Raw genomic sequence first — 21,495 nt, 5'->3', positions numbered from 1 at the left:
ATTAAGACCTAGAACTCGTCCCATTCATCGACGGCCTCTTTTTTGCTTTGCGCCGCCTGCTGGCGCGGCGCTGACTCAATACGGCCGCCAACGGGTGGCTGAAATTGTTGCTGCTGGGGAGTGCCCTTACCCGTCAACGCAATAGCACTGGTAGCGCTTTCATCAATCCGGAAGGTAGCGATCAAGTCTGCCAGCTCACGGGCCTGCCCCTCTAGCGAGCTAGCGGCCGTGCTGGTTTGCTGCACTAGTGCAGCGTTTTGCTGAGTAACTGAATCCATTTCAGTAAGAGCAGCATTAATCTGCTCAATACCGCTATTTTGCTCCCGCGTCGCGGTCGAAATTTCGCCCATCAAGGTAGTGACTTGGCGAATCGCATCGACCGTTTGATGAATCGTCTGCCCACTGTGCTCAGCTTGTTCAGCACCACCATTAATTTTCGTAGTGGTCTGCTCAATCAGGCTACGAATTTCTTTGGCAGAGTCAGCACTTCGCGTCGCTAATAAGCGAACCTCGCTGGCCACCACGGCAAAGCCACGGCCTTGTTCACCAGCACGGGCGGCTTCAACTGATGCATTCAGCGCTAAGATATTGGTTTGGAAAGCAATGGAGTCAATCACACCGATAATATCGTTTACCTGACTCGCACTGGCCGCAATCTCACGCATGAGTTGCACCGTGCGCTCCACCTCTTCACCACCGGTCTCTGCCGACTGTGACGCCGCGACCGAAAGCTGATCCGCCTCTTGGGCCGTTTCAGCATTTTTACTGACTGCCGTCGACATCTCCTCCATGCTGGAGGCGGTTTGCTGAAGCGCGGAGGCCTGTTGCTCGGTTCGTGAAGAGAGATCCTGACTTCCCGCAGAAATATCACCCGCGCCACTGAAAACCTGTGCGCTACTGCCTCTCAACGCTATCACCAGTTGTTTTAACTTCTCCTGCATGGCCGCCAGGCCACTGAACAACTGACCAATTTCATTACGGCCACGATTTTCAATCTGGCCTGTCAGATCGCCGTCGGCAATACGTGCAAAGTGCTCACTGGCACGCCGAAGGGGCCTCACAACGCTACGCATCATTGCCCATCGAATGACTAACACAGCCACCAATGAAATCACTAAAAGAGTCATCGCAATAATACCAATGGTCGTTGCCAAGCGATTGACCTGTTGAAGGATGCTGGCGCCACGTTCTTCGGTATAAGCAATAAAACCGCTCATGGCCAGATCCAACTCGGCGCTCAATGCTCCCAGCTCCTCCTGCCTGCGCTGGATTAGGAAAGGAGCAGCCTCGAGCAGTGGCGAAATGCCCTCTGTCACGAAGGCGTTGTAAGCGCTGATAATCGCATCACGGTGGAGTGCAAGTGTGCCTTCAGAATTGATTGGCACAGCAAGAAACTCATTAAAACGTGCCTCTGCCTCAGCTACCGCCTCTACCGCCATGGCAAGACTCTGCTGCCCCTTTTCTGGATTACCCTGGGTGCTTAAACTTGCCGAGCGGTCTAAGAACGTTTGTGCCCTGAGCGCATTGACTTGCGTTCGGTTGGCTAAATTCGTAAGCCGCACGTTGGTAGCCGTCAACTCTTCAAGTGCCTGAGAGCTATTGTGATTAGCAAAAAAACCAAGCCCACTGATCAACCCAATCATCAGCACCAGCAAGGCTAACGCAGCAGTCAGACTCCATTTAAGAGAGAGGTGCTTCATCCCGTTGATCCCTTTTTTCGTTTATAAGTCATTGATCAGATATTGGCCAGGTTAAAACCAGCCGAAACACTGACGTGCTAATTTAGATGTTGGTATAGTAAATAGCGTGACAGATGCAGAAGCAAGCGGTTAAGACACCATGGGAATTTTTTGTAGGCTGAACTTCTTAGCCACCTCCACCTGGAGCCAAGCGCCCGCCATGCACTCTAGGCTAGGCGCCTCGACTATTCCCTGCATGTGTGCCCGTGACAGCAGTATGACCATAGTGTTGGCTTTAAGCGTACCGACTATTCTTCCGTCAATATCGACACTGTTGCCTTCAAGATAAGACGCTACGTAGCCAGAGGCAGTCACCGAAACAGCGTGATTAGGCGCTATGACCGCCCCTTCAATGCACCCCTTAATAAGTACAGGTTCATCGGCAATTACCCTGCCTGTAATCTGTGTGGCGACCCCAATTCGACTGCCCCCGCGTATGTCTCCTCTAGGGGGAACGGCCACAGAGGGTGCGCTGGTCTCAAATGTCGCTATCGCTTCACCCGAATCATCGCCCATTGGGGAGTCACTAGTGGCATGTGCCTGATGTGGCACCGCCGGTACACGGTAAGCTCGCTGCTTTAGCTTACGGCGTTTGCCATCCCATACAATTAGCGTCATCACGCCAACGCCCAGTAAGATAAACCATACTTGAATGCCCATGCCTTTGCCCTGCTGGCTAAAATGTATTACCCCAGCTAACGTTATACGCGCTCTGGCATTTTGCGGCAGCAAGAATAACCCCCCTAACTTAGCTGAACTCCAGGCTTTATTGAAGGCACTAGCAGCTTAAGCTGCTTAATGACATTTTTTACACTCATCATGCGCCTCTACCCATCAGTCATTCTGGCGCTATTGACAAGGAGTCGAGCTATGTTCAATAAAACCAAGCCCACCCCACCTAACAATAAAGCCGCAGCCCCCGTAACGTCTGAGAAACTTTCAACCCCCTCGCCAACGCCAACGGCGCCTACCAGCAGCGCGCGACCCAGTGTCTCCGTAATTGGTGGTTATACCCAAGTAGAAGGCGATATTAATAGCGATGAAGACTTAACGGTGGAAGGCCGCGTTAGTGGGATAATTACCTGCAAGCAAAATACGGTAACGCTAGGCGCTAATAGTTATATTAATGGCGATGTATTTGCCCATACATTGCATGTGTCCGGCGAAGTAATCGGTAATCTGGTGGCATTACACCGGGCGACTATCCATAAAGGCGCGCAGGTCTCTGGCACCATCGTTTCACCGTGCCTAGTGTTGGAAGATGGCAGTGTTTTCCATGGCAGTATCGACATGGACCCCGACAACGACGTGTTGAAAAGCGCCTTTAATGATTCCTCCAAAAACGCTACACAAGCATCTACCCTGAATAGCGCCTCAACAGCTACCTCTCGAAAAGCCGCCACAGAAAAACCCCAAAATAACACCGCAGAGCACGACGAAACGTCCGCAAAAACGGACGATTAGGCATTTATCAGCGTTTAAAGGCCTTAACGGTGCTGAGCACACACCGGGCAAGCGGGGTCGCGGGGTACTTGAAAGTGCCGCCATTGACCACTTAAGCCGTCAAACGTGGCAAGCCCGCGGTGAGGGGAGCCCGCGCCACTGAGCAGTTTGAATACCTCCACTGCTTGGAAGCAGCCGATTAAACCCACGAGTGGTGCCATTACCCCGCTCTCTGCGCAACTGAGCGCCTCGTCGCCGCTGTCATCGGGTGGGTATAGGCAGGCGTAGCAAGGGCACTCAGCATCGCGGGGGTCGAACACCGCTAGTTGGCCTGAAAAACGAATTGCCGCACCCGAAACCAGCGGCACCCGCGCCTTTTGTGAAGCAGCATTGACCGCATAGCGGCTTGAAAAACGATCTGTACAGTCCAACACCACGTCAACCGAGGCGACCAGTTGCTCAAGGGCGTGCCCCTCGACATGCTGCGCTAGGGCGTTAACACGACAGTGAGGGTTGAGCGCCAGCATGCTGGCCTGGGCAGATTGCGCTTTATTAAGCCCGATACTCGCCTGTTGGTGAGCGATTTGGCGCTGTAGGTTGGAAAGCTCAACCTCGTCGGCGTCAGCAATGGTGATGTGCCCTACGCCAGCGGCAGCTAGATAGAGTGCTGCCGGAGAGCCCAAACCACCTGCACCAATGATCAGCGCGTGAGCTGATTGCAAACGCTCTTGGCCTTCAATATCCACTTCGGGTAGCAGTATCTGGCGGCTATAGCGCAGTAACGCCTGGTCATCCATCATGGGCTTACTTGTCCTCAAATTCCTCAAAAGCCGGTACATAAAGGCTAAAGCTCTCTTTAACCTCTTCCATTACCACATAGCTTTTAGACTCTTTAACGCCCGGTAGCGTTAACACTACGTCGCCTAGTAGCTGGCGATAGGCAGCCATTTCGGGGATTCGGCACTTTAAGATATAGTCAAACTGCCCAGAAACGAGATGACACTCTTGTATTTGCGGCAGCTTTTCAACAGCACGACGGAACTCATCAAATACCGCGGGCGACTGTGTTTCTAAACTGATCTCGACAAATACCAATAAATTCGCTTTTAAAGCATGCGGGTCAAGAATCGCTTGATAGCCTCGGATCACCCCTGACTTCTCCAAACGTTTGACGCGCTCAAGGCAAGGGGTTGTGGATAACCCCACTTCGGAAGCTAAATCTACGTAGGAAATACGTGCGTTTTCCTGTAGGCAGCCCAGAATTTTAAGATCAATACGGTCCAGCGTTCTATTTTTTGGTTTCATGCCAGAATCCCTTGCTAAAGGTGCAACAAATGCTACTGACCAAGCAGACCTTTTATATGTATAACGCTTTTATCTGCATGGCTCTTTTATGTGCATGGCTCTAGGTCTAAGTGCCTGTAATTAGGCGCCCTAGGGTAACCCGTTCATGCCCGCCCAGATCACGCATGCTTTCAACGTTTTGATAACCAGCATCGCTAAACGCCTTGCGCACTTTGTCAGCCTGGGTATAGCCATGCTCAAGCAGTAGCCACCCTGACGGGGCTAAATAGAGCTGCGCGCCACTCACTAAATACTCTAAATCAGCCATACCATCAGCGTCAGCAACAAGTGCCGAGCGTGGTTCAAAGCGCACATCGCCTTGGGCTAAGTGGGGATCATCGGCGGCGATATAAGGCGGGTTACTGACGATAATATCGAAACCCTTACCCGCTGTCTCATCCGCTGACAATGCAGAAAACCAGTTACTTTGCAAAAAGCGCGCCCGAGTGATGCCCAGTGCCTGCGCGTTACGCATCGCCAATGCCACTGCCTCAGCACGTACGTCAACGCCTACCACCTGCCAGCCGGGCTGCTCGCTAGCAAACGCCAGTGCAATCGCGCCGGTGCCCGTCCCTAAGTCGAGCAGGCGACCTGTCGGGCTGGTTACGCGGCCAAGAGCGCACTCAACTAAGGTTTCGGTATCGGGCCGTGGAATCAGCGTATCGGCAGAGGTCGCTAAGCGCAGCCCCCAAAATTCACGCTCGCCCGTGAGATAGGCAACCGGGGTGCCTTGAGCCCGTGCGGCAATTAGCGCGTCAAAACGCGCATGCTCCCAGGGTGGGCACTGTCTATCGCCCCAGGTATACAGCCAGGTACGGTTGCGCCCAAGGACGTGGCTCAACAGCACTTCAGCGTCGCTACGCGGCGAGCTGGAACCCGCCGTCTGTAACCGTTGGGCCGCCTGTTTCAACAGCGCATCAAGCGACATTAGCCTTCCTGAAGGGCAGACAGCTGTTCCGCTTGATACTCATGAATCAGCGGATTAATCACGTCGTCCAGCTGCTCGCCACTGACCACTTCATTGAGCTTGTAAAGCGTCAAATTAATGCGGTGATCGGTAATCCGCCCTTGGGGAAAATTATAGGTGCGAATACGCTCGCTACGATCCCCAGAGCCTACCAGCGAACGGCGCGCATCCGCTTGGGTCTGACGCTGGCTATCGACGGCATTGCGCTTCAACTTAGCCGCCAACAGCGACATCGCTTTGGCACGGTTTTTATGCTGGCTGCGCTCTTCCTGGCACTCCACCACCACGCCAGTTGGCAGGTGGGTAATGCGAATAGCAGAGTCGGTGGTGTTAACGTGCTGACCACCGGCGCCACTAGAGCGATAGGTGTCGACGCGCAAATCAGAGGGGTTAATATCTACATCGCCGACATCTTCCACTTCGGGCATCACCGCCACCGTACAGGCAGAAGTGTGAATGCGGCCCTGGGATTCGGTCGCGGGCACCCGCTGTACCCGGTGAGCACCGGATTCAAATTTTAACTGAGCGTAAACGCCATCGCCTTTGACCCGGGAAATGATCTCTTTGTAGCCACCCTGCTCGCCGTGACTAGCACTCACCACTTCGACCCGCCAGCCGCGCTTTTCCGCGTAACGGGAGTACATACGAAACAGGTCACCGGCAAAAATAGCCGCTTCGTCACCACCGGTGCCCGCGCGCACTTCCAAATACACCCCACGCCCATCGTCAGGGTCTTTGGGCACTAACAGCTGCTTCAACTCAACATCCAGCTCGGCTAATCGTTCACGCCCTTCACTCAGCTCCATTTCAGCCAGTTCGCGCATGTCGGCATCGCTATCGCGGCTGAGCTGCTCAGCTTCATGCATATTAGCTTCAACGTCACGATAGCGCTGCCAAGCATCCACCAACGCTTCTAACTCGGCATATTCACGGGAATAGTCGCGAAAGCGCTGTTGATTATTGATCACCTCGGGATCCGACAGCAGCATCGCCAGCTCTTCAAAGCGTTCCGTGAAGCTGTCTAAGCGTTGGCGCAAAGTCTCTTTCATGCGGGCGTATCATCCTTCTGACGGTTAACCTTAGGCGCAGGCGTAGTTTCAAATGCTGGTTTGATGGGTAGCAGTAGCCGCGGGGCAGCATTCAGTAACTCGTGCTGTTCTTCAGACGCCGCATCGCGTATGGCCTGAGTAGGCTGGTGGAGCAGACGGTTAGTCAACTGATGCGCCAAACGCTCGATGACTTTAGTCGGGTCTTCGCCGCGCGCCAGCCGCTCCAACGCCTGGTCGCGCGCTTGATCGCGCAATGCTTCACCATGCTGGCGGTAATCGCGAATCAACTCACCGCCGTTACGAATACGCCGCGCGTGCTGCCAGCTGCTCACCCCATGCTCTATTAACGACTCGGCCTGGTCGGCGGCAACTTGGCGATGGCGGCGGTTCTCTTGAATCACCTCTTCCAGGTCGTCCACGGTATACAGAAACACGTCCGCCAGCTCGCCAACTTCGGGCTCAATATCGCGGGGCACCGCAATATCAACCATAAACACCGGTCGGTGGCGGCGTTTTTTCAGCGCGCGTTCGACCATGCCTTTTCCCAGAATAGGCAGGGGCGCGGCGGTAGAGGAAATCACAATATCCGCCGACTCAAGGGCTGCAGGGATTTCTTGCAGGGTAATCGCCGTTCCGCCGATGGGGGCTGCAACACGCTCAGCCCGCTCACGGGTCCGATTAGCCACGGTTAATTGGCGAACGCCCGCTTCGTGTAGATGACGAGCCACCAATTCGATGGTTTCACCAGCGCCAATCAACAGCGCTCGGGATTGGCTGAAATCATCAAAAATACGACTGGCCATGCTGACAGCAGCGTAGGCGATGGAAACGGGGTTTTTGCCAATACCGGTTTCGGTACGCACCTGTTTAGCCACCGCAAAGGTATGCTGGAACAGGCGTTCAAGCTCGCCACCCAGTCCCTTTGACTCGCGCGCCTGCTGATAAGCATCTTTTAACTGACCCAAAATCTGGGGTTCGCCCAGCACCATAGAATCCAGACCAACCGCGACGCGCATCAAGTGGCGCGCCGCATCTTGGTCTAAATAGTGATAGGCACAGCGCATCAGCTCATCGACGCGCAAATTGTGAAAGCGTCCGAGCCAATTAAGCACCGCCTGCTCACCAGCCGCATCGGTGACACAGTAAAGCTCTGTGCGGTTGCACGTAGAGAGCACCGCTGCTTCACTAATTTGTGGCAGGTTACGCAACTCGGCCAACGCGGCTTCAAGCTGCGCTGGCGTAAAGGCGACCTGCTCACGTACGGCCACGCTGGCGGTACGATGATTTATTCCCAGGGCAAGAAGCGTCATGCGTTATGCGTCTTCGCTAGTGTGTCGGACTTTTCGCCAACCACCGGGGTAAACAAGTGGCGATAGCGTCAATTAGGGCTTGCTAAAACAAGTCTTTGGCGTGGCTGCAACACTGTACATAACATATGCATAAAGATTGCTAACCACTTTTTCAAGGAGGAACATTCTACCACAGCAGGCTATCATCTGGCCCACACCACTTTGCCGCAGGCAGGCAAGCCGCTATGCTGGGCATTCGGCCACTTAATTGAGAGATGCATGCAACCTCGCTCTACATTACTCGGCTCTATATTGATGGGCTCAATTTTACGGGGTTCGTCCCTGTTACCAATGGCTGCCACCGCCCTGCTGTTGAGCGGCTGCCAATCCTCGCTTAGCCAGCAAAACGGCCCCATGAGCGCTTGGTCAGAAGACCCGATGCATGGAGCACCACCGATCACGCAGGGGCTGGACGCGGCTGGATTAAGCACGCTCCTCAGTGCAGAGCTTGCTGGCCAGCGTGGCGACTACCGCTACGCCAGCCAAGGCTATCTAGAAGCGGCACAGCGCTACAACGACCCCAAGTTAGCCGAACGCGCCACCTTCGCGGCACGCTTTAGCAATGAGGCCTCGTTGGTAGAGGCTTCTGCGCGGCGCTGGCGCGAGCTTGCGCCTCAAGCCGAGACGCCCAACCAATTACTCGCCGCCTTTTCACTGCAACGCGGCGACTGGCTCGACAGCCTTGAGCAACGGCTGGCGATTGTCGAGTCAGGGGGGCACGGTGACGTCGCAGCGTTTGCCGAAATTGCCGTGGCTGAAGAAGCGCCGTTGGAGTTAATTGCTCAACAGCTGCGCGAGCATTTGGCACGCCCCGGCGCCGCTGAACTGGATCACCATAGCGATGTATTATTGGCAACCGCGCTAATTGAAGCTAGCCTCGGCGATACTGCGCTTGCGCAACAGCGGCTCGAACAGGTCGCCGCACGCGAACCCGAGTCGGCGTCTTTATGGCTGGTAAAATCGCGTTTAGCGCTTGAGACCGGCGATTATCAAACTGCTCAGCATGCCGCTCAGCAGGGGCTTGAACTTGCCCCTGACGACGTTCGCTTTGTCCTGCTGTTGGCTCAAGCAGAAATTCGCCTCAACAACATTCGTGCCGCAGAGGTGCAAACCGACGCATTACTGGAAAGCCACAGCGGCAATGAAGATCTACGTATATCCCTAGCTCAGCTGTATTTAGAAGAGGGCCACCCGGCACCTGCGCAGCGCCTACTGCAGCCGCTGATTGGTCAGCCTGACGTACCCAATCTCGCCTACTTCTTACTTGGCGAGGTCACTCAGGCCCAAGGCGACACCGATAATGCCCTTCTTTACTACCGCCAAGTTAGCGAGGGGAGTGAGTTTTTACCCGCTCGTGCCGCGGCAGCAGAAATGCTGATTGAGGAAGATCGCCTACTTGACGCTCGCGCCTTCCTGCGCATTGAGCGAATGCGTTTCGATCGTTACTTTTCCGAGCTGGTGATGCTTGAAGTGCAGCTACTGGATGCAATAGATCAGACTGAGGAGGCTAATGCGCTGCTAGACCGCGAAATTAGCCGTACGCCTGATGACGCATCGCTGCTTTATATGCGTGCTATGCGCCGCTGGGCAGCAGGCGATATTGCGGGTATGGAGCAGGACTTACGCCAGATATTGCGCACCGATCCTGACAATGCCGAAGCGCTGAATGCACTGGGCTACACCCTGGCCGACTTAAACATTCCCGGGCGCTTAGACGAAGCCTTGTCACTTATTGAACGTGCTTACCAGGCCGACCCCGACAACCCTGCCGTGCTTGATAGCATGGGGTGGGCGTACTATCGTCTCGGCGAGCCGCAAAAAGCACTTCCCTGGTTGGAGCGGGCATACGCCCAGCTACCTGACCAGGAAGTCGCCGCACATCTCGCTGAAGTGTTGCAGTCGTTAGGACGTACCGATGAAGCGCGCCAGTTACTCCAGCGTATTATGCAACGGACTGATCAGCACCCGCAGATTGATGAGCTGCTTGAGCGCCATCCTGAGCTAAGCCCTGATATGAGCCCTGAACCAACGCCATCGGATACACCCTAAAAGTGACGCCTAAAGCACTAGGGTAGCGAACACTCATGCTACCCTGGCGCCTTTAGTTACAACTCTGGCTGTAACCCCTACTTAGCATGGAGCCTATTATATGCCGACACTGACGTCCTGTTTATCGCGCCAGCCTTTATCACTGTTAACTTTATCTCTGTTAACTTCACGCCACTGGCTTGCCGGTCTGGCGCTACTCTTAATCACCGGGTGTGCGTCCCAAGTACCCATGGATGAAAGCGGCCGCCAAGCGGGCCAATGGGAACGTCAGCAAGCGGCGGTAGAGGCATTTGACACCTGGACACTGGTCGGCAAAGCGGGCTTGCGCACCCCTGAAGAGAACATCAGCGCTAACTTAGACTGGAAGCAAACTCCTTACTATTTTCGCATGCTGATCAGCGGACCGTTTGGCGGCGGGCGTAACGTGCTTGAAGGCCGCGAAGGGCGTTTCTCTCTTTCCAATAGCGACGGCCGCTTTGAAGCCGAAACCCCCGAGGCGTTGATGGAAGAACAGCTTGGCTGGGCACTGCCGGTTAGCGCCATGCCCAACTGGGTCCGCGGACTGCCTGGCGACCCTGCCAAGGATCAGAACAGCGGTTACCAGCTGGAAACCGATGAATTAGGCTTCCCCAGCCATCTGGCCCAGGACGGCTGGGAAATCGACTATCGTGATTGGGAAAAAGTCGAAGATTTGTGGCTACCCCGCCGGATGGTGATGCACTACGACGATGTACGCATTACGCTGGTCGTCAACCAATGGCAAGCCAGCGAAGAGTAAAGGTTAAAGGTGGCTGATTAAATGAACGCACCGCTAATCCTTCCCGCCCCGGCCAAGCTTAACCGCATGTTGCATATCGTGGGCCGTCGTACCGACGGCTTCCACTGTCTGCAAACGCTGTTTCAGTTTATCGACCTATGCGATCAGCTCACCCTGGCCCCCCGGGAAGACGGCAAGATTTACCTAGCCGATGAGGTAAGCGGCATAAGCCACGACGACAATTTAATCGTACGCGCTGCCCGATTACTCCAGCGCCACACAGGCACGCCTTTAGGCGCCACACTGAGCATCGAAAAGCAGCTACCGATGGGAGGCGGCCTGGGTGGTGGCAGCTCCAACGCAGCCACCGCCCTGCTGGGCCTTAATCAGCTTTGGCAGCTCAATCTATCGCGGGAGGAATTAGCATGCCTAGGGCTACAGCTAGGGGCCGACGTACCCGTCTTCGTGCACGGCCATAGCGCCTGGGCCGAAGGCGTGGGTGAACAGCTTACCGCGGTGACACTTGATACGCCGTGGTTCGTCATTATTCACCCGGGGATTAGCGTTTCTACGCCTAGCGTCTTTCAAGACCCGCAATTGACACGCGACAGCCGCCCCATTACTATGGCGCGCGCACTGCAGGGGGGAGCGCCGGAGTGGCGCAATGACTGTGAGGCCGTGGTAAAGGAACGCTATCCGCCTATTGCGGAAGCCCTGAACTGGCTCACACAGCACGCACCTAGTCGGCTAACCGGCACGGGCGCTTGTTTGTTTGCTGAGTTTGAAACACAGCAAGCAGCGCAAGTAACCGCGTCGTTAGCGCGTCAACGCTGGCCGACATGGGTAGCACGCGGGCTCAACACCTCTCCTCTACATGATGCTCTGGGCGGCTAAAAACGCCCGGTCAGCGAGTTAGGTTATTGCTGGGGTATCGCCAAGTGGTAAGGCACCGCTTTTTGGTAGCGGCATTCCCAGGTTCGAATCCTGGTACCCCAGCCAACCTAACAATGACCTGCGTTTTTCCCCCTGATTCCCAACACTGCAAAGGTGGCTGCGCGTGTCAAAATTGATGGTTTTCGCCGGGAATGCTAATCCCGCACTCGCTCAAAAAATTGCCGAGAGCTTAGACAGCCGTATGGGTAACGCGACGGTGGGTCAATTCAGCGACGGTGAAATCGCAGTCGAGATCAATGAAAACGTGCGCGGTAAGGATGTGTTCATTCTGCAATCCACCTGTGCACCGACAAATGACAATCTGATGGAGTTGATCCTGATGGTCGACGCCCTGCGTCGCGCCTCGGCAACTCGTATCACGGCGGTCCTTCCCTACTTTGGCTACGCTCGCCAGGATCGCCGTGTGCGCTCCGCCCGGGTGCCGATTTCCGCCAAGGTAGTGGCGGACATGATGGTTAAAGCAGGCGTTGACCGCGTGATGACCATGGATCTACATGCTGATCAGATCCAAGGTTTCTTTGATGTCCCAGTGGACAACGTCTACGGTTCACCCATTCTGCTGGATGATATCGAGCGTCAGAATTACAGCGACCTCGTCGTGGTGTCGCCTGACGTGGGTGGCGTTGTTCGCGCCCGCGCAATTGCCAAACAGTTAAATGCCGATCTCGCCATTATCGACAAGCGTCGCCCCCAGGCTAACCAAGCCCAAGTGATGCACATTATCGGCGAGATTGAGGGTCGTACCTGTGTGGTGGTCGACGACATGATCGACACCGCTGGCACCCTTTGCAAAGCGGGTGAAGCACTTAAAGCGCACGGTGCAAAACGCGTGGTGGCTTACGCCACTCACCCGATCTTATCCGGTCCGGCCGTTGATAATATTACCAACTCTGTACTCGACGAAGTGGTGGTGACCGACACCATCCCGCTTTCCGACACGGCACGCCGTAGCGGTAAAATTCGTCAGTTGAGCGTTGCTGGCCTTATCGCAGAAGCGATTCGCCGTGTCAGCAACGAAGAATCAGTTAGCGCAATGTTTCACTAATTCGCTGACGATACAGCCCCCTTTTGGGGCCACGGAAACGTCGTCGTCTGGTCGCGGTCGGTGGCGTCTTCCTTACTTAAACTAAGAGGCAACTCAATGTCTGATTATATCCTAAAAGCCAGCGTTCGTAACGACCTGGGGAAAGGTGCGAGCCGCCGCCTGCGTCGTGCGAACCAGCAAGTACCCGCCGTTGTATACGGTGGTGAAAAAGGCGCGCAGTCTATCTCTGTCGAAAAAACTGCTTTCTACAAGGCGATTGAAGACGAGTCTTTCTTCTCTTCTGTCATCAAACTGATGATCGAAGGCACAGAAGAGCAAGTGGTTGTGCGTGACCTTCAGCGCCACCCGTTCAAACCATTGCTGATTCACGCTGATTTCTTGCGCGTTGATGCGACGCACGAAATCAACATGAACGTGCCACTGCACGTGGTAGGCGAAGAAACATGTGTCGGCATTAAAGACCAGGACGGTGAGCTGCACGTCATGGCCAACGAAGTGGCGATCAGCTGCTTGCCGAAAGACCTGCCTGACTATCTGGAAATCGATATCAGCGCAGTCGAGCTTGGCACTACGCTGCACTTGTCTGATCTTCACCTACCGGCTGGTGTCACCTCGGTTGACCTGGCCCACGGTGAAGAACACGACAACGCCATCCTCAGCATCACGAAAGTAAAAGTACGTGTTGATGAAGACGAAGAAGGCGAAAGTGAAGGCGAAGAAGGCGATAGCGCCGAGTAAGCCCCTTCTTAGCACCCGACTCTTAGCACTCTACTTGGGCTCATGGCTGCACGCCCCTTGTGATGCTAATATGAGGTTAAAATCAAGCGCTTCGGCGCTTGATTTTTTTTATGGTCGACGCTGACGGGGAGGTCATAATGTCTCCTGGAAATTTTGTATGAGGTGGGAAGATGAGCCAGGTAACAGCCATTATCGGACTAGGTAATCCCGGCGCAGAGTACCAAGCAACACGCCATAATGCGGGCTTTTGGCTGGTAGACGCGATTGCGCGTAGCGTCCATGCAGAATTGCGCCCAGAAAAGAAATTTTTCGGCCACTACGCAAAGGTGCGTATCGGCGACCATGAGCTGCACTTGCTTAACCCCGCCACCTTTATGAACCGCAGTGGCGCCGCGGTGGCCGCTCTGACTCAGTTCTTCAAGCTTAGCCCCGGCAATTTACTGGTGGCCCACGATGAACTCGACCTGCCACCCGGCCAAGCACGCTACAAAACCGGCGGCGGGCACGGTGGCCACAATGGCCTGCGTGACATCATCAGCGCGCTAGGCGATCAGGCATTTCACCGTTTACGAATCGGCATCGGTCACCCTGGCGAAGCTCGCCAAGTCACTAACTATGTGCTGGGGCGCCCGGGTAAGGGCGAACAGGAGGCGATCATTCGCGCCCTGGACGAGTGCATTGCCACGCTGCCATTAGCGCTCTCAGGCGACTGGGCCAAAGCCATGAACCAGCTACACAGCCTCAAGCCAGAATAGTCGCCGCCGGTAGCTGTCGGCTAGCGCATCTCGTAGAATGACGATCACGCTTATGCCACACCTTCTTATCTTCAAGAACTTTTTCTCAGGAACATTTTTATGGGTTTCAATTGCGGCATTGTCGGTTTGCCCAACGTCGGCAAGTCCACGCTATTTAATGCCTTGACCAAGTCAGGTATTGATGCAGAAAACTTTCCCTTCTGCACCATTGAGCCAAACGTGGGTATCGTTCCGATGCCCGACCCGCGTCTTGATAAGCTCGCCGAGATCGTCAAGCCGCAAAAAGTATTGCCGACCACTATGGAGTTTGTCGATATCGCCGGTTTGGTCGCAGGCGCTTCCAAAGGCGAAGGTTTGGGCAATAAATTCCTGGCCAACATCCGCGAAACCCAAGCCATCGCCCATGTGGTGCGCTGCTTTGACAACGACAACGTTATCCACGTGTCTAACCAAGTTGACCCGCGGGCGGACATCGAAACGATCAATTTAGAGCTGGCGCTGGCCGACCTGGATACCGTCGAAAAAGCCAGCCAACGTCTGGTTCGCTCGGTGAAGGGCGGTGACAAAGACGCCATTGCCACTAAGGCGATTCTTGATCGCATCCAGCCCCACGTGGCTGAAGGCTTCCCCCTACGCAGTTTTGGCCTGAGCGATGAAGAGCAGCGCCAAGTGAAAAGCTTCGGCTTTTTGACCCTGAAGCCCACCATGTACATCGCCAACGTCAATGAAGACGGTTTCGAGAATAATCCCTATCTGGATATTGTTAACGAGATTGCCGCCGAGGAAGGCGCGCTGGTGGTGCCCGTATGCAACCAGCTGGAAGCTGAAATTGCCGAATTAGATGATGAAGAGCGCGCCATGTTCTTAAGCGAGATGGGCATGGATGAACCGGGCCTTGATCGTGTTATTCGCGCAGGTTACTCGCTACTGGGCCTGCAAACCTACTTCACGGCCGGGGTGAAAGAAGTGCGCGCCTGGACAGTGAAAGAAGGCTCGACAGCCCCAGAAGCCGCAGGCGTGATTCACACCGACTTCCAAAAAGGCTTTATCCGTGCCGAAGTAGTCGCCTATGACGATTTCGTATCGCTCGGCGGTGAGCAAGGCGCTAAAGATGCCGGCAAGTGGCGCCTGGAAGGCAAAGAATACATTGTTAAAGATGGCGATGTCGTGCACTTCCGCTTCAATGTGTAACGAGTTTAACGGGTAACTGATCAGGACTTGGCAATTCATAGGCGTCCTTAGAGCGTTTAAGCGCTGCCTTACTGGCAGCGTAAAAGCCTGCTAGGGTTAGTACATGACTTTATTTCGCCTGCCCAGCTGGGCCCTTCGCCTAGTGACTAAATGCCACCTGAAGCTCGCCGCTATGCTGCTGCCGCTGACTATGCTTTCGGGTTGCGACACCAGCGAACCGACCGTTACCCAGGTTGCCCCACCCGAACCGGGTGGGACACTACAAGTGGCTACCCGCAACAGCGCCACTACCTATTTTGTCGATCGTGATGGCGCACCAGCCGGACCGGAGCACGACTTGGTTGAAGCCTTCGCCGACGCCCACGACTGGGAAGTCGAATGGACACTGCTAGCGTCGACCGCCGAGGTGCTTCAAGCCCTGAAAGAGGGCAAGGTACAGCTCGCCGCCGCTGGTCTCACCCACCTCCCTTCGCGCGATGAACACTTCCACCGTGGGCCCACCCACACCGATATCGTCGAGCAATTAGTTTGCCACCGCGACATGCGCCCCTTACCACGCCAAGTAGAGGAAATGGCCGGGGTCGATATTCACGTCACCGCAGACTCTAGCTACGCAGAAAAGCTCCAGAGCCTGGTCAACCAATACACCGGTATCGCCTTTGAGGAAGATTCTCGCACCACTGAAATGCTGCTGACCGAAGTGGCCGAAAAGCGTATCGACTGTACATTGGCCGACTCCAATATAGTACGCGTCGTACGCCGCCATTTCCCGCATCTAGAAGTTGCCATGAACCTCACCAGTGGCGATCGTCTCGGCTGGTATTTACCTGCCGGACAACAACCACTCGCCGAGATGGCCAATGAGTGGATGGCCAGCAACGAAGGCCAGGCAAGTATCGAGGCAGGCAACCAGCGTTACTACGCCTATATCGGCGAGTTCGATTTTGTTGACCTGCGCGCGCTCAACCAACGCATCGACGAGCGCCTACCTGCCTACCTCGATCTCTTTCTGGAAGCCGAAGCCGAGACCGGCATGCCTGCTGATCTTTTAGCCTCTCTCGCCTACCAGGAGTCGCACTGGGACCCACAGGCAATTTCCCCAACGGGTGTGCGCGGCATTATGATGCTGACCCAGAACACCGCCCAATCGCTGGGGGTCGATAATCGCCTTGATCCAGCGGCGGCCATCGACGGCGGCGCCCGCTACCTCGCCGACCGCCATGAGCGCCTGCCCGATACGCTTCCCGAACCGGACCGCACTTACTTGGCCTTGGCCAGCTACAACATTGGCCGCGGTCACGTGCTGGACGCCCGAAAGCTGGCCCGCGAGCTGGGCAAGGACCCAAACTCCTGGGAAGACATGAAAGAGGTGCTGCCGCTCAAAGCCGACAAACGCTATTACCCGCAGACCCGCTATGGCTATGCGCGGGGCTATGAGCCAGTGCACTACGTACAGCGAATCCGCAACTACCAGGACGTGATTAGCAACGCAATCGAATGGTTACCGCTGGAAGAGCGCTGATCAAGCATGCTAAAGGCAACGTCTTGCCAATCGCGCCTGGATAACGTGAGTCGCGGGCTTGACGCCGCAATGGCGGATGCGTATCATGCGCTTCCGTTAAAGGCTACGTAGCTCAGCTGGTTAGAGCACATCACTCATAATGATGGGGTCCCCTGTTCAAATCAGGGCGTAGCCACCAAGCGTATTCAAGCAGTACCGAAAAGCCCGCTGATTCGTCAGCGGGCTTTTTGCTTGCGTAGGGCGGTGTGTTATCAGCTTAATTTTGCACGGTTTAAGAACCCCACCAGCGCGCGAGTGAGATACTCAACATCGTTAGTGCCTGCGGTCTCCCGAATCGAGTGCATCGCCCACTGGGGCACGCCTACATCAATAGTGGGCACGCCAACTTCGGTGCTGGTGATAGGGCCGATGGTGCTCCCGCAGCCCATGTCTGCGCGAGTGACAAACGACTGCACTGGCACGTCCGCCTCGCGACACACATCGCGAAATAGGGCACCCGTGACGCTATTGGTGGCGTAGCGCTGGCTCGCATTCACTTTGATCACCGGGCCGCCGTTAACCGCCGGCCCATGCTGCTCATCGTGCTTATCGCGAAAATTAGGGTGCAAGGCGTGAGCGTTATCGCAAGAGATCATCAGCGATGACTGAATCAACTGAATCAGCGACTCTTCACTGCCCTTTTCACCCCCTTTGCCCACCTGGCCGTTAATACGTTTTAACACGTCCGCCAAGAAAGGGCCTTGGGCCCCGCAGGCGCTGGCGCTACCCACTTCTTCGTGGTCATTTGCCACCAGCAAAGCCCCTTGGCTACCATCGCAAGCCAGCAGCGCCTCTAAGCCAATAAAACAAGAGAGCAGGTTATCCAACCGGGCACTGGCCACCAGCTCTTGCTTAACACCGACCAGCGATGGCGGCTGAACATCGTAAAATCCTAATTCAAAGTCGACAACTTCTACAGCGCGCAGACCATGCTGCTCTTGCAGCCACTGGGCCACCAACTCATTTAGCGTGGCCGACTCGCTCTGCATCAGCACCGGCGCCATTTGCGTCTGCGGGTTTATTGGCCGCCCATTGTTCACATCGCGGTCAAGGTGTATAGCCAGGCTCGGCACCATCGCGATCGGTCGATCAACATTGAGCAACACGCTTTCTAAACGCCCATCGCCATGGCGCACATGCACCCGGCCAGCCAAACCAAGGTCGCGGTCAAACCACGGCGCCAGCATAACGCCGCCGTATACCTGCACACCAAGCTGCAACCAGCCAGCAGAGCGCTGCGTCGCATTGGGCTTTAGATGCAAGCCGGGGCTATCGGTATGGGCACCGATCATACGCAATCCAGTTAATTCAGACGCTGGTAGCTGAAAGGCAATAATCGCCGAGTCGTTACGCGTCACGTAGTAGCGTTTGCCCGGTGTTAGCTGCCAATTCGCCTTCTCTTCCAAGCGCTGAAAACCGGCTTGCTCCAATCGCGCGGCCATATTATGGGCAGCGTGCCACGGTGTCGGGGATTGGCGTAGAAAATCGCATAGGCGCGTTAAACGCTCTGCGTTGAAAATCTCGGGCATGGAAGTCCTCGTAACAGTAATGATTGAGTCTCATAGCGCAGGTGACCTGCTACAATACGTCCTCGGCCTACGCAACTCATGGGTCAAATGCGGGTCTAGGGAAGAATGAGTGTACACAAAACCGGGAGAGCTTGACTGATGAGCTTGTTTGCAACGCTTTCGCGTTCGGTCGCCCTGGCTGTGATGCTGGTTATTACCAGCCCAGCCGCACTAGCGCAACTTGAGCCGACCAACGAACAACGCCAGGCGTCAGTGGAAATCGCGGATTCGCTCCGCTACGGCCACTATGCTGATATTAACTTTGATGAAACGTGGTCGCAGGACGCCTTCCAACGCTATCTGGATATTCTTGATAGCCAACGTGCCTACCTGTTACGCAGCGATATCGCGTCTTATCGTCACTTAGAATCCGGCATGGCAGACGCTATCTTCGACGGTGACCTGGATGAGCTTTTCGCACTGTATAACACGTTCAGAGAGCGCCAGCGTGATCGCACCGAGTGGTCGCTGGCACAGCTTGATGAAGGGCTCGACTTTGATTTTGATAAAAACGAGCGCTTAGAAATTGATCGAGAAGATGCGCAATGGGCTACTCGGCAAAGTGAACTTGATGAGCTATGGCGCAAACGACTTAAAAACGATGCACTGACTCTGTCACTAACTGACCAGGATCAAGAGCAAATTGAAACCAATTTGCGCCAGCGCTATGAAGGTCAACTCACTCGGATAGAGCAAACCGAGCCTGAAGACGTTTTTGGTGTGATGATGGCTGCGGTCACTGGCACCATCGACCCGCATACGGGCTACCTCTCCCCACGCCAAAGCGAATCGTTTGATATTCAAATGAGCCTTTCGCTAGAAGGCATTGGTGCGCTACTCCAATCAGACGGTGAATACGTCAAAGTTTCAAGCCTTGTCCCGGGCGGCCCAGCGGAACGTGCGGGTGTTCTTGAGCCGGCTGATCGCATCATTGCGGTAGGTCAAGAAGATGGCGAGATGGTTAATGTGGTTGGCATGCGCCTGGACAACGTCGTTGACCTTATTCGCGGGCCTAAAGGCTCGGTGGTACGTCTTGACGTGATACCGGCTCAGGCGGTCGATATGACTCGCTCCCAAGTCGTCGAAATCACCCGCGACACCGTGGATCTCGAAGACCAAGCCGCTCAGAGCGAAGTAATTGAAGTCGAACGCGACGGCGAACCGCACCGTCTTGGGGTTATCGAAGTCCCCACCTTCTACGTCGACTTTGACGCCTGGCAAGCGGGCGATGATGACTATCGCAGTACCACCCGTGATGTTGCCAAGGAAGTTGAACGCCTGAAAGAAGAGGGTGTGGAAGGCATTGTGCTTGATCTGCGCAACAACGGTGGCGGTGCGTTGCAGGAAGCCAATTCGCTTATCGGCCTGTTTATTGATCGCGGCCCCACTGTTCAAGTGCGTGACGCCCAAGGCCGCATACAACTGTATGGCGACAGCGAAGCAGGGACACTCTACGACGGCCCACTTGGCGTACTGGTAAATCGCCTTTCCGCCTCCGCTTCAGAGATTTTTGCCGGCGCGATTCAGGACTACGGTCGCGGCCTGGTACTGGGCACACCGACATTTGGCAAAGGCACAGTGCAAACGCTTAATGAGCTGAGTCATGGGCAAATTAAGCTAACCCGCGCCAAGTTCTATCGCATTTCCGGCGATAGCACTCAAAACCGCGGCGTTGAACCAGATATCACCTACCCCAGCCTGATCGACCCCGAGCGAATTGGCGAAAGCAGCCTCGACAATGCGCTGGAATGGGATACCGTTCAGAACGTCCAGTATCGTCGCTATGGCGAGCCGGAAACCATGCTGGACAAGCTGATAGCTCAGCACGATGCACGCGCTCAGGATAACGCAAACTTCCGCTATTTAGAGCGCCAATCCACTCTAGCCCGCCAGTTACGCGAGCAGCACACCAGCGTGAGCTTAAATCGCGAGCAGCGTCAGCGCGAAATGGAAGCCCAGGAAGCCGAACAGCTCTCGTTGGAAAACCAACGCCGTCGCGCACTTGGCCTTGATGAACTGGACGAGTGGATGGATGCTCGAATGGACGAAGTTGATAGCACGGAAGAGGCTGATAGCACAGAGGACGACGCACTGGCCGTTGATCGTGCCTACGTACTCGAATCAGCTGAAATCCTACTCGACTACGCTCACTTGCAAGAGACAAGACAGTTAGCCGTCAAACGCTAATAGCATTCAGTTAAGTAAGCTGTACGCAGAGCTACAAACGCCCCCTTTTTGTCAAGAGGCGGCGTTTTGGTTTTAACATAGCACCGCCAATCGGGTGGGGCGACCCCCCATTTTAGTCAAGCGCCTAGTGAGCGCCACTAACTGAACGGCACTGCCTTCACTGCCTGCCTGTATAATTTCAAGCGCCCAGGCAGGCAGCTGTGGCGCAAGCCGGTAATACACCCACTGCCCTTCGCGCTGGTCAATCAGCAGTCCGCACTGGCGCAACTGAGCCAAGTGGCGCGACACCTTAGGCTGCGACTCCTGCAGCGCATAGGTCATTTCACACACGCATAGCTCCTGCTCTTGAGCGATCAAAAGCACCAGCATCAAACGTGTTTCATCGCTTAAACACTTAAACACTTGAAGCGCTTGGGGTGTGTTTGCTTTGCCCACCATTAACGTCCTAAACCAGTAGATTATGAACGTAGTTTACGTCATCAGAGGAGCAATATAATAGCGCAGGTATCGACACATGGCTTAACCAACGTGAAGGGAAAAGTAAATCAGCGTGAGAGAGTTAGGAACAGGACAAGCTAGAAGGAAGGGTAACGCGAGGTGGATTAGCAGCTGGCTCCCCGAGCAGGACTCGAACCTGCGACCCAATGATTAACAGTCATTTGCTCTACCAACTGAGCTATCGGGGAACGTTTACCGCAAAAAAAAGGTAGTATTACAGCAATTTGGCTCCTCGAGCAGGACTCGAACCTGCGACCCAATGATTAACAGTCATTTGCTCTACCAACTGAGCTATCGAGGA

19 protein-coding genes and 4 tRNA genes are annotated in these 21,495 nt (G+C 55.1%); 12 read left to right on the top strand and 11 right to left on the bottom strand.

Features of this window, described 5'->3' with window-relative positions:
• Window positions 1-8 precede the first annotated feature (8 nt).
• A complete protein-coding gene (locus tag RZA33_RS17490) occupies window positions 9-1,700 on the bottom strand; it encodes a methyl-accepting chemotaxis protein (RefSeq protein WP_317508987.1) in 1,692 nt (563 codons plus the stop codon).
• 129 nt (window positions 1,701-1,829) lie between these two features.
• Window positions 1,830-2,399 carry a polymer-forming cytoskeletal protein gene (locus RZA33_RS17485; RefSeq protein ID WP_317508986.1) on the bottom strand — a complete coding sequence of 190 codons (570 nt, stop codon included), beginning with the start codon at window positions 2,397-2,399 and terminating at the stop codon, window positions 1,830-1,832.
• A 210-nt stretch (window positions 2,400-2,609) separates the two neighbouring features.
• Here RZA33_RS17485 and RZA33_RS17480 point away from each other — a divergent pair, with 210 nt between their 5' ends.
• Entirely contained in the window at window positions 2,610-3,203 is a 594-nt protein-coding gene (locus RZA33_RS17480; protein WP_317508985.1) for a polymer-forming cytoskeletal protein, read from the top strand.
• Between the two features lie 23 nt (window positions 3,204-3,226).
• Here the strand turns inward: RZA33_RS17480 and RZA33_RS17475 are convergent, their stop codons facing one another.
• The 5 genes from RZA33_RS17475 to hemA form a co-directional block, all read right to left on the bottom strand.
• Window positions 3,227-3,982, bottom strand: a complete 756-nt coding sequence (locus RZA33_RS17475; RefSeq protein ID WP_317508984.1) for a molybdopterin-synthase adenylyltransferase MoeB — start codon at window positions 3,980-3,982, stop codon at window positions 3,227-3,229.
• Window positions 3,983-3,986: 4 nt separating this feature from the next.
• Entirely contained in the window at window positions 3,987-4,487 is a 501-nt protein-coding gene (locus RZA33_RS17470) for an Lrp/AsnC ligand binding domain-containing protein (RefSeq protein WP_317508983.1), read from the bottom strand.
• Between the two features lie 106 nt (window positions 4,488-4,593).
• Window positions 4,594-5,454, bottom strand: coding sequence for a peptide chain release factor N(5)-glutamine methyltransferase (gene prmC / locus RZA33_RS17465; protein ID WP_317508982.1), 861 nt, complete (start codon window positions 5,452-5,454; stop codon window positions 4,594-4,596).
• Window positions 5,454-6,542: a peptide chain release factor 1 gene (gene prfA, locus RZA33_RS17460; RefSeq protein WP_317508981.1), complete on the bottom strand. Its 1,089-nt coding sequence runs from the start codon at window positions 6,540-6,542 to the stop codon at window positions 5,454-5,456. The genes prmC and prfA overlap by 1 nt, the downstream gene beginning before the upstream one ends.
• Window positions 6,539-7,852 (bottom strand): glutamyl-tRNA reductase, encoded by a 1,314-nt coding sequence (gene hemA, locus RZA33_RS17455; RefSeq protein ID WP_317508980.1) that lies wholly within the window; start codon window positions 7,850-7,852, stop codon window positions 6,539-6,541. The genes prfA and hemA overlap by 4 nt, the downstream gene beginning before the upstream one ends.
• A gap of 258 nt (window positions 7,853-8,110) precedes the next feature.
• On the opposite strand from hemA, the gene RZA33_RS17450 reads away from it, so the two are divergent.
• The 10 genes from RZA33_RS17450 to RZA33_RS17405 all read left to right on the top strand — a co-directional run bounded on the left by RZA33_RS17450 (window position 8,111) and on the right by RZA33_RS17405 (window position 17,080).
• Entirely contained in the window at window positions 8,111-9,940 is a 1,830-nt protein-coding gene (locus tag RZA33_RS17450; protein WP_317508979.1) for a tetratricopeptide repeat protein, read from the top strand.
• Window positions 9,941-10,040: 100 nt separating this feature from the next.
• Window positions 10,041-10,718, top strand: a complete 678-nt coding sequence (lolB, locus tag RZA33_RS17445; protein WP_317508978.1) for a lipoprotein insertase outer membrane protein LolB — start codon at window positions 10,041-10,043, stop codon at window positions 10,716-10,718.
• 21 nt (window positions 10,719-10,739) lie between these two features.
• On the top strand, window positions 10,740-11,591 hold the full coding sequence (gene ispE / locus RZA33_RS17440) for a 4-(cytidine 5'-diphospho)-2-C-methyl-D-erythritol kinase (protein WP_317508977.1): 852 nt from the start codon (window positions 10,740-10,742) through the stop codon (window positions 11,589-11,591).
• Window positions 11,592-11,621: 30 nt separating this feature from the next.
• Window positions 11,622-11,696, top strand: a tRNA-Gln gene (locus tag RZA33_RS17435).
• 58 nt (window positions 11,697-11,754) lie between these two features.
• The gene (locus RZA33_RS17430) at window positions 11,755-12,696 is read left to right on the top strand and encodes a ribose-phosphate pyrophosphokinase (protein WP_174787756.1); all 942 of its coding nucleotides are present in this window, start codon (window positions 11,755-11,757) and stop codon (window positions 12,694-12,696) included.
• Window positions 12,697-12,792: 96 nt separating this feature from the next.
• On the top strand, window positions 12,793-13,434 hold the full coding sequence (locus tag RZA33_RS17425; RefSeq protein ID WP_317508976.1) for a 50S ribosomal protein L25/general stress protein Ctc: 642 nt from the start codon (window positions 12,793-12,795) through the stop codon (window positions 13,432-13,434).
• Window positions 13,435-13,604: 170 nt separating this feature from the next.
• Window positions 13,605-14,189, top strand: coding sequence for an aminoacyl-tRNA hydrolase (gene pth, locus RZA33_RS17420; protein ID WP_317508975.1), 585 nt, complete (start codon window positions 13,605-13,607; stop codon window positions 14,187-14,189).
• 99 nt (window positions 14,190-14,288) lie between these two features.
• On the top strand, window positions 14,289-15,380 hold the full coding sequence (gene ychF, locus RZA33_RS17415) for a redox-regulated ATPase YchF (RefSeq protein WP_317508974.1): 1,092 nt from the start codon (window positions 14,289-14,291) through the stop codon (window positions 15,378-15,380).
• Window positions 15,381-15,483: 103 nt separating this feature from the next.
• The gene (gene mltF / locus RZA33_RS17410) at window positions 15,484-16,902 is read left to right on the top strand and encodes a membrane-bound lytic murein transglycosylase MltF (RefSeq protein ID WP_317508973.1); all 1,419 of its coding nucleotides are present in this window, start codon (window positions 15,484-15,486) and stop codon (window positions 16,900-16,902) included.
• A 101-nt stretch (window positions 16,903-17,003) separates the two neighbouring features.
• A tRNA-Met gene (locus RZA33_RS17405) sits at window positions 17,004-17,080 on the top strand.
• Between the two features lie 73 nt (window positions 17,081-17,153).
• Here the strand turns inward: RZA33_RS17405 and RZA33_RS17400 are convergent.
• Entirely contained in the window at window positions 17,154-18,470 is a 1,317-nt protein-coding gene (locus RZA33_RS17400) for a M18 family aminopeptidase (protein ID WP_317508972.1), read from the bottom strand.
• Window positions 18,471-18,608: 138 nt separating this feature from the next.
• On the opposite strand from RZA33_RS17400, the gene RZA33_RS17395 reads away from it, so the two are divergent.
• A complete protein-coding gene (locus tag RZA33_RS17395; protein ID WP_317508971.1) occupies window positions 18,609-20,696 on the top strand; it encodes a carboxy terminal-processing peptidase in 2,088 nt (695 codons plus the stop codon).
• A 72-nt stretch (window positions 20,697-20,768) separates the two neighbouring features.
• On the opposite strand, the gene RZA33_RS17390 is transcribed toward RZA33_RS17395, so the two are convergent.
• The 3 genes from RZA33_RS17390 to RZA33_RS17380 all read right to left on the bottom strand — a co-directional run bounded on the left by RZA33_RS17390 (window position 20,769) and on the right by RZA33_RS17380 (window position 21,495).
• Complete coding sequence (locus RZA33_RS17390) at window positions 20,769-21,134, bottom strand: metalloregulator ArsR/SmtB family transcription factor (protein WP_317508970.1); 366 nt, start codon at window positions 21,132-21,134, stop codon at window positions 20,769-20,771.
• 172 nt (window positions 21,135-21,306) lie between these two features.
• Window positions 21,307-21,382 (bottom strand) — tRNA-Asn (locus tag RZA33_RS17385).
• 37 nt (window positions 21,383-21,419) lie between these two features.
• Window positions 21,420-21,495, bottom strand: a tRNA-Asn gene (locus tag RZA33_RS17380).

It is taken from the genome of Halovibrio sp. HP20-59 (genome assembly GCF_033052795.2).
Taxonomy (GTDB): domain Bacteria; phylum Pseudomonadota; class Gammaproteobacteria; order Pseudomonadales; family Halomonadaceae; genus Vreelandella.
This window is presented reverse-complemented; position numbering and strand designations above follow the sequence as displayed.